17 protein-coding genes are annotated in these 15,767 nt (G+C 62.9%); 4 read left to right on the forward strand and 13 right to left on the reverse strand.

Annotated elements, in window-relative coordinates:
* Positions 1-15: 15 nt before the first annotated feature.
* From B2V90_RS08110 to B2V90_RS08130, 5 genes are all read right to left on the reverse strand, one after another.
* Complete coding sequence (locus B2V90_RS08110) at positions 16-1,083, reverse strand: integrase (protein WP_228221199.1); 1,068 nt, start codon at positions 1,081-1,083, stop codon at positions 16-18.
* Between the two features lie 351 nt (positions 1,084-1,434).
* Positions 1,435-1,983: a lytic transglycosylase domain-containing protein gene (locus B2V90_RS08115; RefSeq protein WP_228221198.1), complete on the reverse strand. Its 549-nt coding sequence runs from the start codon at positions 1,981-1,983 to the stop codon at positions 1,435-1,437.
* Complete coding sequence (gene mobF / locus B2V90_RS08120; RefSeq protein WP_228221197.1) at positions 1,967-4,912, reverse strand: MobF family relaxase; 2,946 nt, start codon at positions 4,910-4,912, stop codon at positions 1,967-1,969. The genes B2V90_RS08115 and mobF overlap by 17 nt, the downstream gene beginning before the upstream one ends.
* Entirely contained in the window at positions 4,909-6,915 is a 2,007-nt protein-coding gene (locus tag B2V90_RS08125; protein ID WP_228221196.1) for a type IV secretion system DNA-binding domain-containing protein, read from the reverse strand. The genes mobF and B2V90_RS08125 overlap by 4 nt, the downstream gene beginning before the upstream one ends.
* Positions 6,912-7,214 (reverse strand): hypothetical protein, encoded by a 303-nt coding sequence (locus B2V90_RS08130; protein ID WP_228221195.1) that lies wholly within the window; start codon positions 7,212-7,214, stop codon positions 6,912-6,914. Before B2V90_RS08130 ends, B2V90_RS08125 begins: the two co-directional genes overlap by 4 nt.
* A 519-nt stretch (positions 7,215-7,733) precedes the next feature.
* On the opposite strand from B2V90_RS08130, the gene B2V90_RS08135 reads away from it, so the two are divergent.
* Positions 7,734-8,063: a hypothetical protein gene (locus B2V90_RS08135; RefSeq protein WP_293920843.1), complete on the forward strand. Its 330-nt coding sequence runs from the start codon at positions 7,734-7,736 to the stop codon at positions 8,061-8,063.
* 147 nt (positions 8,064-8,210) lie between these two features.
* Here B2V90_RS08135 and B2V90_RS08140 read toward each other — a convergent pair whose 3' ends face one another.
* From B2V90_RS08140 to B2V90_RS08165, 6 genes are all read right to left on the reverse strand, one after another.
* Positions 8,211-9,149, reverse strand: a complete 939-nt coding sequence (locus B2V90_RS08140; RefSeq protein ID WP_414711588.1) for a DUF2493 domain-containing protein — start codon at positions 9,147-9,149, stop codon at positions 8,211-8,213.
* 418 nt (positions 9,150-9,567) lie between these two features.
* Positions 9,568-9,783, reverse strand: coding sequence for a DUF6117 family protein (locus B2V90_RS08145; RefSeq protein ID WP_228221193.1), 216 nt, complete (start codon positions 9,781-9,783; stop codon positions 9,568-9,570).
* Complete coding sequence (locus tag B2V90_RS08150; RefSeq protein WP_228221192.1) at positions 9,755-10,807, reverse strand: DUF2493 domain-containing protein; 1,053 nt, start codon at positions 10,805-10,807, stop codon at positions 9,755-9,757. Before B2V90_RS08150 ends, B2V90_RS08145 begins: the two co-directional genes overlap by 29 nt.
* Before the next feature lie 96 nt (positions 10,808-10,903).
* Complete coding sequence (locus tag B2V90_RS08155; protein ID WP_228221191.1) at positions 10,904-11,362, reverse strand: DUF736 domain-containing protein; 459 nt, start codon at positions 11,360-11,362, stop codon at positions 10,904-10,906.
* Between the two features lie 322 nt (positions 11,363-11,684).
* A complete protein-coding gene (locus B2V90_RS08160; protein ID WP_228221190.1) occupies positions 11,685-11,897 on the reverse strand; it encodes a hypothetical protein in 213 nt (70 codons plus the stop codon).
* 120 nt (positions 11,898-12,017) lie between these two features.
* The gene (locus B2V90_RS08165) at positions 12,018-13,181 is read right to left on the reverse strand and encodes a winged helix-turn-helix domain-containing protein (RefSeq protein ID WP_228221189.1); all 1,164 of its coding nucleotides are present in this window, start codon (positions 13,179-13,181) and stop codon (positions 12,018-12,020) included.
* Positions 13,182-13,281: 100 nt separating this feature from the next.
* On the opposite strand from B2V90_RS08165, the gene B2V90_RS08170 reads away from it, so the two are divergent.
* The 3 genes from B2V90_RS08170 (at position 13,282) to B2V90_RS08180 (ending at position 14,531) form a co-directional block, all read left to right on the forward strand.
* Positions 13,282-13,689 carry an HIRAN domain-containing protein gene (locus B2V90_RS08170; protein WP_228221188.1) on the forward strand — a complete coding sequence of 136 codons (408 nt, stop codon included), beginning with the start codon at positions 13,282-13,284 and terminating at the stop codon, positions 13,687-13,689.
* Positions 13,690-13,781: 92 nt separating this feature from the next.
* Positions 13,782-14,057: an HU family DNA-binding protein gene (locus tag B2V90_RS08175; RefSeq protein ID WP_095687240.1), complete on the forward strand. Its 276-nt coding sequence runs from the start codon at positions 13,782-13,784 to the stop codon at positions 14,055-14,057.
* An 84-nt stretch (positions 14,058-14,141) separates the two neighbouring features.
* The gene (locus B2V90_RS08180) at positions 14,142-14,531 is read left to right on the forward strand and encodes a DUF4186 domain-containing protein (protein WP_293920851.1); all 390 of its coding nucleotides are present in this window, start codon (positions 14,142-14,144) and stop codon (positions 14,529-14,531) included.
* A 52-nt stretch (positions 14,532-14,583) separates the two neighbouring features.
* Here B2V90_RS08180 and B2V90_RS08185 read toward each other — a convergent pair whose 3' ends face one another.
* Together B2V90_RS08185 and B2V90_RS08190 are read right to left on the reverse strand one after the other, a co-directional pair.
* A complete protein-coding gene (locus tag B2V90_RS08185) occupies positions 14,584-14,847 on the reverse strand; it encodes an antitoxin (RefSeq protein WP_228221186.1) in 264 nt (87 codons plus the stop codon).
* A gap of 58 nt (positions 14,848-14,905) precedes the next feature.
* Positions 14,906-15,748, reverse strand: coding sequence for a hypothetical protein (locus B2V90_RS08190; protein WP_228221185.1), 843 nt, complete (start codon positions 15,746-15,748; stop codon positions 14,906-14,908).
* Between the last annotated feature and the right edge of the window lie 19 nt (positions 15,749-15,767).

Here is a 15,767-nt window from a genome sequence, read left to right on the forward strand (position 1 = left end):
CTTTGCTGCAGCGCATCATTTTCTTACGCCTTTCAACATGCGCGCCGCAGCATTTGCGGAGGGCGCAAGTTTGCGACCATAACGGAGCGCGGTCGCAGTGGAGGTCCAGCGCAGCGCCTGCGCAATCGGTCCCGCATCCTCACCGCTGGCGACCAGGTCTTGGGTCAGACCTACCCGCAGCGAATGTGTGCTGACCGCAGCGACCGCCCCGGCCAGATCGACGCCAGTGAGGTCGACCAGGCCCTGATCGGCCGCAGCCAGCGCGGGACGCTTGATGATCAGCCGCACGGCGGCTGGGGTCAGCGCCCGCTCCCCGATCTTGTAGATCGCGCTCGCCGCGCGCGCCGGTCTGGCCGCCATGCGGTCGCGGTCGACCTGGGCATGCCAGGCCAAATCACCGATGAAGCGCTCGCGCTGTGCGTCGCGTGCTTTGGTTCGGGTCACCGCGACCCGGCGAAACAGCACGCCAGCGCGGATTGCGACGGCCTCCACCCAAAGCGCCGCGCGCCGCATGGTATCGGGCGAAAGCCAAACAAAGGCCCCCTGCCCTTCCTGGTCGGTCTTCGAGCGCGCCAGCTCGAGCACGCCCGAGCCGTCCTCTTGGGGCTCGATTCGGTCGAGGTCCACCGCCGCCAGCTCCGACACGCGCAGACCCGCATCATAGCCCAGCGACAACAGCGCCGCATCGCGCAGCCCCACGACATCACCGCCGCAGGCATCGAGCAGGACCGACAATGTGAATCCTTTGGCTGCGTCGCGTCCGATGCCCTCGCCGAAACGCAACGGGCCAGCTTGACGCTGCCGCACCCCCACCCGCCGCCGGTGCCCGCGCAGCGCGTCACGCACGACCGATCCACCAAGCAGGCTGGTAAGCCCGAGCAGCTGATGCGCCACCGCGAGCGAGGACAGACGGCTCGACACGGTCGCGGGCTTGAGCCGCCGCGCCTCGCAATAGTCAATATAGGCGACGAGCCGCGCTTCGCTGGCGGGCAGGCCGATCCCGCCATGGCGCGCTACGAAGTGGGCATAGCAGTCACGATCAACCGCCAGCGCCTTGATGCTGGCGTGGGCCCGCGCCTCCAAGCCCTTGCGGAAGGCGAGCGCGTCCAGAACGGTGCCTCCCCTGTCAATTCCTCGAACAAGGCAACAAGCTGGCCGGCGCGATCCTGCGCAGAGCCGGAGCGCCGGCGAGGCAGCTTAGCCTCGCCTGGCGCGAGGACGGTCACGATCTCCCTGGAGACCGCGGCTTTTGGCGCAGGAAAGCGCTGTGCCTGCGCCGACGTTCGCAGGGCTGATTTCAAGCTCATAGCCGTGAATATAGCGGTGAAAAACCCTTTGTCACTATCGATAAGACCCCATTATCGATAGTAAATTACCGATCATGATCGTTCCCGCGAAAGTGGAGTCAGAGTCGCAAAAGGGCGCGACATTTCCTTAAGACGCACTTCCAGAGCGGTACTCGCGCCGGGACGAACCGCCGTTATCGAACACATCGGCCCCAAACCGCTTTCGCAGATGGACCGCGACCAAGGCCGCATAGCGGCGTTGGCGTTTACCGTTCGGGCTATGGTAAATGCACACCGCCTTCCAGTAGCTGCCGCTCGTCTTCAAGGCATTGAGAAAAATCCAGCGTGCCACCTCGGCGTTGAAACAAGGATCAAATTGCAGCCAGCGCCGGACCTCATTCTCGCGCTGCGACAGCAGCGCGGCGATCCTGGGCACCCACCAACTGTTGATCTGAAGCGGTCCCAAGTCATGGCTCCCGTTTTTGTTCAGGATTTCAGCACCGATCCAGCCAGCTTCCTGATCACGCAATCCCCAAAGCGTCTTTTCAAGCCAGGACTGACCGCGTGCCGCCTGCCGGATGCATCGGGCCACCGCCTGCTCCGGCGGCCTCGCCGCTATTGCGTTTTCGCACGTTAGCGCCGCCGTCAGCGCCAGCGGGACAACACAGATCCAAGCTCGATCAGCGATCCAGGCCACGGCCGCCCTCCCTTTCATTTCTGCGGGTCTGCTGCTCGCGCGCAGGAGCAGACGTGTCACGATTGCTGCGACGGTCGCTCAGCAAAGAATGAAGATGGTGATCGAGCGCCTCAAACACCTGTTGAGCCCGACCAGCGAGTTTGTCCGCCACGCCTTTGGGATTTGCATTGCGGGTCCAAAGCTCGCGTTCAAGCCGGCGATCGCTGCGCAAGAGTCGCTCCCTATCCTGATCTTCCTTCAGTTGCCGGAGATGCGATCCTTGCCTGGCGGCCATTTGGTCCCGATGATCACGCTCCAGGCGCCCAAGGCCTTCAAGGCCTGACGTCTTCTCGCCCGATCGTTCTTCGAGCCTCTCGACCAGTTTTTTCGGGTCCTGGGTCCAGAGCTTTACCCCAAATCGGGCGCGGGTAATGGCCGTGTAAAAATTCTGGGCGTTCACCAGCGGCGACCCGACAGGCGCCAGGACATAGACCCTGTCATAGGTCCTGGACTGTGCCGAATAGATGGTCTCGGCATAGCCATGATCCCAGGTCCTGTGAAGGGAGAGGTCGATCGTCTGAACCCGCTTGCCGCGATCCCAGCGGATCGTTGCCAGCGAGCCATCGACCTTCTCGACCGTCCCCCTCTCCGCATTTTTGAGCTGAAGTTCCTTCGAGACCAAGCGCCACTGGATGCGGTCGCCTTCGCTGAGGTCTCTCTTCTCTTCTATGAAGACGTTGACCTGCGAGGCTTTGGTCGAGCGCGGATCCCACAGATGGACGCCGCCCTGCCCATCGACCAACCGGACCAGTTGCCGACCTCGACCGTCCCGGACCATCCCAGCGACGCGGTATTCGCTCGTCCGCCCCAATCCCGCTCGTGGCTGATCGCGGACGAACGTCACCACCTGTCCCCCTGTATAAAAGCGCGCCATGCGCTTTTCCTGATCGCTCAAGCCACCAGGTGTCAGGACCGAAAGCCGGGTCTCTTCCGCCGCAACGAGGCCCTCGCGCTGCAGGACCTCCCTGATTTTGCTGTTCACGATCAGGCGCGACGCATTGTCGAGAACGAGAATGTTGGTCGCAGAGCGGCTCCTGGGGCTAAGCCGGGTCCATTCCGCGACCATTCCTGCAGCCAGCGTAGCGGCATCCTCACCTTCCATCACCTTGTCGAGCCGTCCAATCGAGGCTGCGTAATCCCCTCCCCGCGCATGCGAGACAGCCTGTCGCATCGCCTCGGTTTCCTGCCGGCGAGACTCGGTCAGTTCGGCCGTTTCCATACCCAGTTTCTGCATGAGCCAGAAGGCCTTGCCCTGCTCGATCGCGCCGGTCTGCTTGTTGTCGCCCAGAAGAATGAGGCGAGCTCCAGTAGACCGGCTGATTTCCAGCACCCGCAAAGCCTGGCGGCTTCCCAACTGGCCCGCTTCGTCGAGAACCAGCACATGGTTGCCGCTGATCCCATAGCCACCGGCCGCAAGCAGGCTCGCGACCGTGCGCGACTCGATCTGCGCCTTCTCCCCCAGTTCGGCAGCGGCGGAAGATGTCGGCGCCAAGGCGATGAATGTCTTACCCGGCAGCGCCGCATCTTTTAGTGAGCGAACGAGCGTCGACTTTCCTGCCCCTGCTACGCCGTGAAGGCCGGTAACCCGGTCATGCGAGGTCGCCATGTCCACCAGCGTCCGTTCCTGCGCCGGAGAAAGCCCCGCCTGCTCCAATATGGGAAGCAGGCGATCGGCGCTTGCCACGGGCCGACCGTCCCCGACGGCAAGGGCAAGATGCATGGCAAGCGACTGCTCCAGGCGCGCCGTCCGGCGGCTCGTCCGGCCCCGTATCAGGATCTCATCCCCAGTCTGGCCACGGGTAACGAGGAGCTTGCGCCGTTCTTCATGCGCATCGATCAGGAGCCGCAGATCCTGAAACCGGACCTCCCCGACATGGGAGGCTAGCCCCGTGGTATAGAGACGGCCAAGCGGGTTCACGGCCTCCTTCCCCTCCGATTGTCTTATCCCGAACAGAGCGGCGCGGGCGGCGTCGGCGCGGTCAACCGGGACGGGATGCTCGCCCGATCGGGCGGCGCCCTCTCTCACCGCTTCAAGCGGCTTTTCATATGGCCCCAGCCGCCCGCGCCACTGGATGAGCAGCGTGTCGATCCCGGTTTTCACCTTGGCGCCGCGGGTGGCGTAGAAGGATTGGCGGCGCGACGCCTGACCGACCAGGCCATGCTGCTGGGCATGTTCATTGATCTGCTCGGCCCGCTGCGACATCTCCTCGATGAGGGCCTTGGGAACACCCCTGATTTCGAAAAGACCCCGGCGTGGATCGAAGTCTATCTCATAGCCGAGCTCGCGCAGGCCATGGGCGAGTTCGTTCCGGTAAATCTGCCCGCTGGTCATCTGCTCGGCATACATGGCGCGGGTTTCGAGGCTTGCCATCGGATCGCCCGATTGCCCGTTGGTCATGTTGAGGACGACGACATGGGTGTGGAGGTGGGGATCAAGTTCGCGGCTGGCATGTTCGGTGAACCGCGCCCACAGCAATCGGCCCGTCGTCTCGTGGACAATGTTGCCCGCTTCCCGTTTTCGCAGCTGGGCATGCTCTTCAAGATAAGCGAGCGCGACATCGACCGATCGCTCATGGAGCTGGACGATCCGCTCATCTCCCAAGGCGAGCGCCATTACTGATACGGATTTGGGCGCACTGATCGCAAAATCCCAGCCGGGATGATGCTCGATGCCCTCGGCGCGATGTCGGCCAAGCTGCTGGCCCGCCACCTTGCCGACGAGCAGGGACCGAAAGGTTTCAGGATCGACATCGCCAGAAAGGTCGAGTTCCCTCGCCAGGGCACCACCCCAGGACGATCTCTCCGCCTCACCTTTCGCATAATAATCGCCGATCGCGTAATAGCGTGCGATGTTACCGGGCGAACCCTTCAGGCGGCGGGGGTGCATCATGCCGGCCTCGCATCACTACGGTCGCCAGATGCGCGCCCGTGTTGCCGAAGGCGAAAGCCGCTCGTCCTTCCAAGGAGCCTCGGCAGACCGTTATCCGCATTTCCAATTCCCCCTTCTGCAGAATTGGACGAGGGGCTTTCTGGACGAAGCTCGTCATGCGCGGGCGTGCTGCCCTTGTCCGCTTCCAGGGGAAGTTCGGGCGCTTCCGATTTCCTCGCTCGCCGACGCTTGGATCGCGATCCTGAAGATTTCGGAGGAGACTTGTCTTCCTCTTCCGGATCGAGACAAACGGGCGGCACTTGCCGTTCGACGAACGCGGCCGCCGGGCTCGGCAGAGCATTGTAGCTATCGGTAAAGCGGACGACGGGAAGGTTACGGCCGAACCGGAGGAAGCCGACGAGATTGGGAAGATTGGTGACCTCGGTATGCATCACCAGCGGTCGGGTCACCTGCATCCGCGAGAGGTTGACGCCATCCCGCATATCGTTGACGCCATAGGACATGCCCTCATTGGCCTCGACCTGCTCGACCTGCCCCAGATTTTCCGAAACATGCTTGGCGGTGGGCGTGTCGTTGGCGCGTAGCGCCACCCAGGTCGAGCAATAGCCGGTAATCGCCGCGGCATCCTGAATACCGTAAGTCGCCTCCAATTGCGGGTAGGACTGAAACCCCAAAATGCCGCAGCCGCCATATTTGCGCGCGCGGGCGAGAAAGTCGCTGAGCGATGGCAGTTTCTGCAGCGTCGGGAGCTCGTCGATGACGCAGTAAAGGCGGCGCTTACGATCCGGCGGGAGGCTCATGATGGCGCTGATCGCGATGTCGAGCCAGACGGTCACAAGAGGCCGGAGGGAGGGGAGCTGGTCCGCCTTCACGGTGATGAAGAGCCAGCTGTCATCCTCCTCGTTCGCGACCCAATCCCGGATCGAGAAGCCGTCGGCCGTGTCATCGAGATAGGAGAAGCTGCGCATCACCGAGGCCAGTTCAGCCCGGATACCGGCCGACGTACGGTCGCCTTCCATCGATATGAAGGCTGCGGCATCGGTGCCTTCGGCAAAGCTTGCCAGCGTCTTCAGGGGGCTGCGCAGCACCGTTTCCAGGAGCCCGGAAACCAGCGTCCGCTCATGTCGGGCAAGCTTGCGCAGGACCGCCACCAGCGTGCCGCGGGCGGCCTTCGCCCAGAAGGGATCGCCACCTTTGTCTGGGATCGTGGACTCCGCGATCTGGTCATAATGATAGTCGCGCGGCACATCGACCCAGGGCGACCAGCAGTCGGCACGGTCGTCCAGTGGATTGAGCAGAATGTCGTGCCCCGGCCGATAGAATTTCTCGACGAAGGTGCCGGCGGTATCATAGACGATCGCCCGCTTGCCTTGCTTTCGCATGCCACCCAGCATCTTGACGATGATGTTGGTCTTGCCCGTGCCGGGTGCACCACAGATGAGGATATGCTCAGGCTCGAAGGCGTCGGGAACAGGCACGCCGCCGATCGCAAAGCTGCCCTTCCGGCTGCGCCACAATTGCCGCCGCAGTTGCCGCGCGGTGCCAAAGCGCGCGCCGCGCAGGAACTGATTGGAACCAAGGCCCTTCCCTGTCCGGGTGAAATAGAACCAGGCCCAGGCCAGCATCAGGAGAGCAAAGGCGCCCGCAAGTGCCGCGCCGTACACCAGATGCTGCTCCATCGCCTGCATGGTCTTTCTGGCGACGCGGGAGCCCAGCAAGGCATCGGACGTCGTCCAATATTGGCGACCAGACGGAGTCCGAAAGAGTAGCGGCGCGCCGCCAGGCACGTCGCTTTTGAGCGTCGCCTCGGCGATCTTGACGGCGACAAAGCGCTGATAGTCGGTGGACTTCTCCAGCACATACCAGATGGTGCCGCTGACCCAGATGGCGATCCCCGCCAGCAGGGTCTGGAAGAAGACCTGCGTGGTCATGCGGACATTGTGGACGATGGCCTGACCGCCCCTCGTCCAGGAACCGAGCGTGTCGTTCCTGAAGATGCTCACTGGAGTACCTCCTCGGAATCGAGAAGGCCCCGCTCCAGCAGCAAGGCGCGCGCATCATCCATGCCCTTCTCGAGAATATCGGGCCGGCGCTCGCTAACTGATGCGGCAAGGATGGCGAAGACCTGGATGAGGACAGCCTGCACTTCGTCAAAGCGGCCATGATAGCCCGCAGCGTCCATGCCTTCATAGCGGTTAAGAATGTCCCGGACATAGTCGGGGATGGTCGAGCCGGCCGCCTGAGCGCCGACGACGAGACGCCCGAAGAGGGCGTCCTTGAACCTGATGGTAATTCTGGGCAAGCGCCGAACTCCTGTTCGTCGCCTGGCCAATCGTGATGAAGCGCGGACCTTATAACTGGATTTCAGCCTGATCTCAAATGATTACATGTATTCAGAGTGGCAGCCAAACGGTGCCAAGGCAGATCAAGGACTTACCTACTTGGCGGCCAGAAACGACAGCCAAAGCGTGCCGGGGGCGTCAATCAGTGCCTAGAGCGTAAGACGTGTCTTCGGCCAGAAATCCGCGCAAATGCTGGCGATTCGCACCCGCAGCACCCGTGCGTACGGTGCATTACAAAACGCCTATGGCGTGCGTCCTTTCTTCGCAGCGCTTTCGCGCGCTGCGCTGCCTCGTGCCGGAAGGCGCGGGGCACCCCGAAGGGGTCTCAAATTTTTAGACAGTGAACAGCCTCTCTGATCGGGAAAAGGGGCTTTGCCTCCCCAAATAAGGTCCATCGCCACGCCAGCGATTGCATCCGGGATGCACCGTGGCAATATCGACCTTGGCGGGCAGACCTTCGCAATTGTGAAGGATAACATATGCCCAAAATGAATGATCGCGAACGCCTTGCCGATCTTGAGGCAAGGGAACGAAAGCTCGCGCAAGAGGTGTTGGGCGCCCGCCGCGCTCTGCGCGGCAGATATGCCTCGATGGTCGAAGAACTGGCCGTCGAGCAACTGAGCGAACGCGCCTTTCGCGAAATCGTGGGGCACGCAATTCGCATCGGTGGCGACCGGGCCATGGAAGCCTTGCGCGCGATCGATCGGCTTGAACCCGGCGAAATCTCGACCGGCAAAACAACCCGAAGGGTTGTCACTGCAGCGAGCACGGCGGAGCCGCGCGCAGCTGGCCAGGATCAGCCAGGCTGATCCTGCATCGTTGCGCGACGGGCGCGGACGGAGGACGCTTGCGGCCTCCATCCGGGTCCCCGAGCGCGACGACCTTTCCCCCACTCGACAAAAAAGAGGCGGCGGAGCCGCGCGCTCCACCGCCTCTTTTCCTTTGCTCGACCTCTCCTATCGGGTCGCGCGATTGTGATGCTGATTAGCGAGGGCGAAGAAATGCGCGGGGATCCCGAGCCTGCGCACCTCGCGCGCCAAATGGCTCTGCAACCCGGACCCCTGGCACACGACCGCCTCTACCGGGCGGAGCCTGAGCAGTTGCTCGTTGCGCGCGAACCCTGCCCTGTTTCCGAGTTTCCGGTCGAGGCTGAAGGGGATGAGATGACACGCGTTACGCGCCGCCCAAGCCGCCGCGATCGCGTCGCACCCCTTATCCTGCCCTGTTGTCGCGAGAACCATCGTTGGCACCCGCACCTTGATGCTATCGAGCGCTGCATAGAGAAGGCGGTGATCCTCCCAGACCTGCCCGCCGGAGAAGATCACGACCGGCCCCTTGGGCGCGCGTGCATCGATATGCCGCTTGCGCCGGGCCGCCAGGTAATCGGTCGCCGCCACCACCGATGCGGTCCGCTTGGATGAGACCAGCGAGGCGCGGGGGGCTGACCAGGGCCGTCCGGTCTCGGCATGGTAGGTCGCGGCGGCATAGTCGCGCATGCACGCCAGCGCGTCCTGGGTTTCGTCGAGCGACTGGCAGAGCATCTGTGCCTCTTCCAGTTCGACGCTGCCAATCTCGCTCCCGTCATTCTGTTCAATAAGCCGACGGACGGCCATCGCCGCCTTGTCCGCTTCCCCCTCAATCTGGCCTGCAACCTTGTGGACGCTGTGGACGATGCCCCATGCGATCCGGTCCGCCATGGCCTCCAGCCGGGTATCGCGCAGGACATCGAACAGGGTCGTGACCAGCAACTCGGTGGCGCGGGCCACCACTTCGCCGTCGGGCATCGGCGCGCTCGTGACGTCGTCTCCGGGGGTGATACGATAGCTGTCGGTCGTTTCGATAAAGGCGTCGGCGAAGCGATCCAGGGTTGCGTCGCGGTCAGTCATATTCAGCATCGGAACCTCCTTCATTTGCTCTTCAAGAGGTTTCCTCTTCCACACGGGCTCGCCTCGGCGGGGTCAAGGATCGGGGCGCAGCCACGACCGCGAAGCGGCGATGGGGGTCACGATTTTTTCTCGCGCGCACCCTCGCAGCGATGGCGCGCAGGTGCCCGCCCGCGAGAAAAAATGGTGGGGCCCCGTCGTCCTTGAGGCCGCCGGGGTTTCCCGTGTAAACTTATCCCGCTTGTTGAGAGAAGAAGAGAGGCAGCCTCCATGGGGGCTCGATGCCCCCATGGAGGCTTGGGTCCAGACGCAGCGCTCGCCCAACAGACCCGTAACCGACGGTGCGCCCTCTCCCATTGGATAAAAAAAGGGACCGACAGCCGGAGTGCTGCCGATCCCTTGGAGAACTATCCGGTCGATCTTATCTTATTCAAATCGGCGGGACATAGGCGTCATAGGGATTGCCTTCGACCAGATGGCCAAAGGGGGTCATCACATAGTCCGAACCATCTCGACCGATGGCACAGATCACAAAGCGCGGTTCACCCGTCTGCGTATCCTGGCACTCCATGAGGGCGAGATTGCCGTCCCCCGCCGCGCGCAGCAGGGTCTGGAAATTAGTGCGCAGATAGTCGGGAATGGCCATGCGCCGCCTCCCCTCGATTGCTCGCCTGACGACGTTGCCGCGCCAGCACGGGTGTGTCGGGCGCCTGATCCGCCCGGTGGAAGGCGTGGATCGGAACATCTGCGTCCCGCAGCAACTGATAGAGGTTCGCCTGGATACCCGACCCCTCGCAGAGCAAAGCCTCGACGGGGTTCAGTTCGAGAATCTTCCGGTTCCGCTTGAAAGCGGTCTTCCTCCCCGAACCGTAAAGGCCGTAAACCACGACCGGGACGCCTATTTCGGTCCTCGCCGCCCAGGCCGCAGCGATCTGGTCGACGCCCCGCCGTTGCCCGGTGGTGATGAGGGTCATGTGCGGGATACGCGTTTTGATGAGATCGAGACGGTCCCAGATGAGTTTCCAGTCATGCCAGTCGGCAGGCCCGGTCACGACCACGATCGGCCCCTGCGGCATATGCTTTTCGCGTATGGCAAGGGTGCGCGCGCGCAGAAAATCGAGCGCCGCGATCTGGCTCGCGCTTGACGCAGTCGACGCCCGGGTGCCGCGAGCGGGCGACCATGGCCACCCCGACAGAGCACGATACATTTCGGCGGCATAGTCGCGCATGCACTCGATCGCATGGCGCTGTTCCGCGATCGACTGGCAGAGAAGTTGTTTCTCCTCCAGGGAGGTCGTGTACACTTCGCTGACGTCCGGCTCGCGGGCAAGTTCGCCGACCTCCTGCGCAAGCCGGTCCTCCTGTCGTTCGAGCTTTCCGGCGACGAAGTGGAAGCTGTTGACGATGCCCCAGGCGATTTCGGGGGCAAGCGTCTCAAGCCGGGTATCGCAGAACAGATCGAATATGGCGGCGACAATCCCGCCGCATTCCGCCTGCGCGGCGATAGGTTCGGGCATCTCATATTCGGCCGGTTCTTCACCCGGCGAGACAATCGTGAGACCAAGCGGGTCGCCGAAAGCGGCCTGGAATTCAGGGGTGGCGGTCATCTCGACGTAGAGGGTGGGCAGATCGGCAAAGCGATCAATGCTGCTGCGCGGGGCGCTGGCCATGGCGCGGTCCTTTCATATTTGAAGGGAAGACATGCGGACGCAAAAAAGGCCGGGAAAGCGGATGCTCTCCCGGCCCATATTGGCTTCGCTGGATTCTCAGTAGGGGACCTCGTCGTCGAGATCGTTCCTGCCCATCAGCGAGCCATCGGCGCCGGCGGTGCTTTCACCGAAGCCGGATTGCCCACGCTCGTCATAGGAGCGTTGCGACGCCCCGAAGCCACCGTTGAATTCCGCGCGAAGCGTTTCACGGCGCCAGGCGATGGTGTAGCCGCCGTCCTCGGTCGGGAAGAGAGCGACGGGCAGCGGCTCGGGCAGGCCCGGATCGTCGACCGAACCGGCAAGGAACGCTTCCCCGGTCTTCTTCGAAGCCGCTTCCCAGAGTGCACCGATCTGAACCCAGCGGCGGGCGACGTTGAGCGTGAGGATTTCGTACAGAGGCGCGCGATCGCTCATGCTTTCGACCTTGCGCAGACCGATGCGCGGCAGGTCGATGGTGCGCGTGGCGATCGAGCCCGTCAGACGACCATTCACATTCTGGATTTCACCGATATTCATGACTTCTACTCCTTGGATGATGCCGCTCTCGACCATCCGAAAGCGACACCCTCCAAAATCCTCCTCCCCTCTGGTCCCTGCCCGCGCCCCAAGCGCGGCCCTCGCATGAGGGCACGACCTCACCGCGACCGCGCCCTCCGACCCCCCGACAGCGCGCGCGATAGGTGGCCACGGGCGTGATCACCGACGAAAGAAATGAAGCCAAAGGTGCCGTGCGGTGCGGGCGCACAAGGAGACGATCAGGGGTGCGACGCTTGCAAGGCGCGATCCCGTCGGGGACGGCGCAACGTCCCATCAGCCCGCCAGAGGGATTAGACGATTGTCAGTCCGGTCTGCCGGCAAGGGCGATATGCGCCGAGCGCATATAGTGATGAAGCTCGACGCCGCCTGGCATCAGATCGTCCACCAGCGCCTTCATGTCGGTCAGATCCGACTCGGCCTTGAACGGTCCATCCTCCTGGCTCTCGATCATAAGAATGCCGATGCACAGGGCCTTCTTGACCAGGTGCAGATCGCGTCCTTCAAATTCAGCCATGACGGGCTCCTCCGCGCCAATGCGCGGCACGTCATAACCCTTTCGAGGCCGCCTTTCGACGGTTTTCACGCGGGCAAGAACGATCCGACCCGGCTCGAAAATCGCTCGGAATCTGCGGGGTCAGATTATGGGCGCGACCAGCTCCAGTTTGAGCCACTGAGCGAGAAGCCCCAATTCCGCAGCGAGTTGTTCATGCGTGTCTGCCGGGGCGCCAGATTCCATATGGACAGATTGCACAAGCAGCCGTCCCGATTTCCTGTCAGCCTTGAGATCGGTCCGCGCCACGATCCGGTCACCCAGCAGGAAGGGGAGATCATAATAGCCGTGGGACCGGTTGGGCGCCGGGGTGTAGATGCCGATACGATAGTGGAAGTCGAACAGCTTTTCGGTTCTGGATCGCTCCCAGATCAGCGGATCGAAGGGCGAGAGGAGCGCCCGCGCGGTCATCCGGCGCAGCGCCTGGGCGTCGCGATGCAGGAACATCGCCTGCGTTATCCCCTCCACCGTGACTGGAATGAGCGCCCCCAAGTCCTGCAGATCCTGGATGGCGTCACGGGCCTCACCGGGCTTCAGCCGGAAATAGTCCCGCAGATCAGCAGCGGTCGCGATGCCGAGCGCCCGGGCGGATTGCTCGATGAGCGCTCGCTGGGCGTCGCGTGGCTCCGGTGTCGGGATGGCGAGGATGTCGGGCGGAATGACGCGCTCGGTCAGATCATAGACGCGCTCGAAGCTGCCGCGGCGGGTGGCCGTGGTGACGTGCCCCGCCCAGAAAAGCCATTCGAGCATCTGCTTGGCCTCGCCCCATTCCCACCAGCCCGATCGATTGCGCGCGCCCTCAAAGTCGGAGGCCGCAAGCGGGCCGTCGGTCCTGAACCGCGCGAGCAGCGTCTCCGCTTCGCCGCGCCGCTCTCCAGCAAAGGCGCGCAGTCCCTTCCACCCCGCCTCGCCCCGATTGGCCCGCGCCATCCTCCAGCGCAGCAAGGGGTGGTAGTCCATCGGCAGAAGCGACGCTTCATGCGCCCAATATTCGAACAATTGCCGGTCACGAGCCTTCCCCCAGGCGGCTTGGTCGAGCCAGTTCCGGTCATAATCGCCCAGACGCGAATAGGCCGGCATATAGTGGGCCCGCGCCAGAACATTGACGCTGTCGATCTGATGCAGCCCGAGGCGCGCGGTCGTTACTCGCACATGGGCCTTGCTGACGCTTGCAGGCCGGGATTTTCCGAAACCCTGGGCGGCAAGGGCAATGCGCCGGGCCTCGCGGAGCGATATGCTGTCAGTCATGCCGCCCTTTGCTAGACTGAGGAGGGAGACAATGACATCAACGATCGGGAAGCTTTGCAGGCGCTTGGCGGAAAGAGCTCGCCGAACTATCGATGCTGCCATGAGTCGTCCCGACATGAGCCTCGCTGTCGTCGGCGCCGTCCACGAGAATAAGGACCGCAGCAACCGCCTGTTCGAGATCCGGCTTTGCGTCCCGGGCGAACCCGTCGATCTCGCACCGGAGCCAAAAAACCCGTTCGATCCGTCGGCCATCGCGGTCTGGAGCACGCGCGGCGTTCAAATCGGCTATCTGTCGGCGGAGCGCTGCGGCTGGATCGGGTCGCGCATGGCGCAGGGCGAGGAGATCTGCGCCATCTTCCAGGAAGCGACCAAGGGCGGCGCTATCATCCGCATCAGCTTTTCGAGCAGTGATCCGATACTGCCCCCCGCACGCCCGCGGAAGCCCCAGGCTCGTTCCCTGGATGAGGAGAGCGGCTTCTATCCCGACTATATCCCGCCTGACGATTAGCGCGTCGATCGCCAAGCATAGCCATGAAAATGGCTTTTGCACGGTCAGCGCTGCCGCTATTGCGGGCGCCTCACTTCTGAGAAGGATATCCAATGAACAATAGCGATCTGGCTGAAGCACTGGCCGCCGAGCATGGCGTCACCAAAGCCGATGCCCGCAAGCTGGTCGATTCGGTCTTCGCGAACATCGCCGGCGCCGCGGCGAAGGGCGAGGAAATTTCGCTGAACGGGTTCGGCAAGTTCAAGGTCAAGGACCAGCCCGCCCGCGAAGGCCGCAATCCCTCGACCGGCGCGACGATCCAGATCGCCGCGTCGAAGAAGCTCGCCTTCACGCCTGCCAAGGCGGTCAAGGATCAGTTGAACGGCTGATCGTTCCGGCGCTCTGCGCGGAAAGCGCGGGCCGCCTCCCGTTAGGCACCATCAGGAAAGTATAGGTCCCTGCATCGATGACCGATGCAAGATCGTGGCGGCACTCTATATGCCAACGCCATGGACGACCTCGCCTCGCTCTTCGCTCGCATTGGCCGATCGGCGTTCCGATCGCGGTTCCGGTTGAACGCGAAGGAACAGGACTATCTGGCTGTGCGCGGCCTCGATACGTTCCTCGCCCATGGGCAAGACTTCATCGCCCAGCGGTTGGCGCCGGCCCTGCCGCTCAATGACGGCACACAGACGCCGATGCGTGGACATCCGGTCTTCGTGGCCCAGCATGCAACGGCAACCTGCTGCCGCACCTGCCTCGCCAAATGGCACGGAATTGGCGCCGGTCAGTGGCTGAGTGCCCAGGAACAGGGCTATTTCGTGGCAGTCATCAAGCATTGGCTTCGCGATCGCCAACCGTGACAGAAAAATGGCCCGATCATCGTTGGGATGACCGGGCCAGAAAGATGCCTCGTCAGCGAGAGCCTCGAACCTTCTCTGTGCCGAGTTCGTCGTCGACAATCGAACCAAAATCCTTGTCGGATAGGCTGCCGGCTTGCCCTTGCGCAATCTGCTTCTCCAAAAGCGCCTTAAGCTTGAGCCAGGGTTCATCATCCCCCGCGTCCACGGGAAAGAGGCGTTCGATCGCATATTGCTCGATCGTCTTTCCGTGCAACGCCACCAAAGCCTTCAGCCTCTGATGCTGCTGCTCGGTAAAATCTATCGTCAGGCGACGCATGGGCCCTCGCAAATCTCACCACAAACCCACACTCGTATAATATGGGTTTATGGTTACATCAGCCATCGAGGTTGGTCAGACGCACCATATAATGCGGCGAACGTCCCTGCCCGTGACCAAGATGGGTTCGGCAGGCGTCGACGATCCGCTCCCAGATATGCGCAGGCATGTCGTAATCGCTGCCTTCGCCGCTGAGGCTGGGATCGACCATGACGATCACGTCCGACCATTCATCTGGCTCGCCGCCGCGATGCCATGTGAATTTGGGCTGCGCACCGCCGAGCCAGTGCCTGAACGCCGGGTCGCGGAAATATTCCGGCGCATTAATCAGCAGGCTCCGGCCGATATGCGGGCGATCCGAAGGGTCATCCGCAGGCAGGGCAGCAGGCGACGTGGTGCTGGCGGTTGGGCGTTGCAGCGCTACGCGCAGGGCCTCGCCGGTGGACTGAATGTCGACCCGGTCGGCAAAGATGACGCAGCGTCCCCCGCCAAATTCACCCGGGCGCGCCCGTGAACAGGTGACAGCCCATTCGAAACTGACCGGCGCCTTGGCGAGCGAGACCTGGCAGCATCGCCGGACAAGTTCGGCGATGGGCCAGGGCTGGAAATCGACCGTGCCGGAAATCATGGGGGTCGAGACGGTCGGCTCCTCGAAGCTGTTTCCTCCGGTGAGGTCAGCCCCCAGGATCGGAAACGTCGCATCGTCGAATATGGTGAGGAAGCCACTCCAGGGGTCGTCGACACCCGATGGCGGGAATGCCTTCAGAAATTCCTGGCTCGGCGCGGGCGGCTCCAGTTCACAGTTCAGATCTTCTGCCGCGTTGAACGCCTCCTCCAGCAGCGCCATCTCGGCGTTGGTACAGCAGAAGGTGAAACAGCCGGAAACATAGGTATCGGCCATAGCGTCAGCCTTTTCCATC

This window comes from Sphingobium sp. UBA5915 (assembly GCF_002431195.1).
Classification (GTDB): domain Bacteria; phylum Pseudomonadota; class Alphaproteobacteria; order Sphingomonadales; family Sphingomonadaceae; genus Sphingobium; species Sphingobium soli.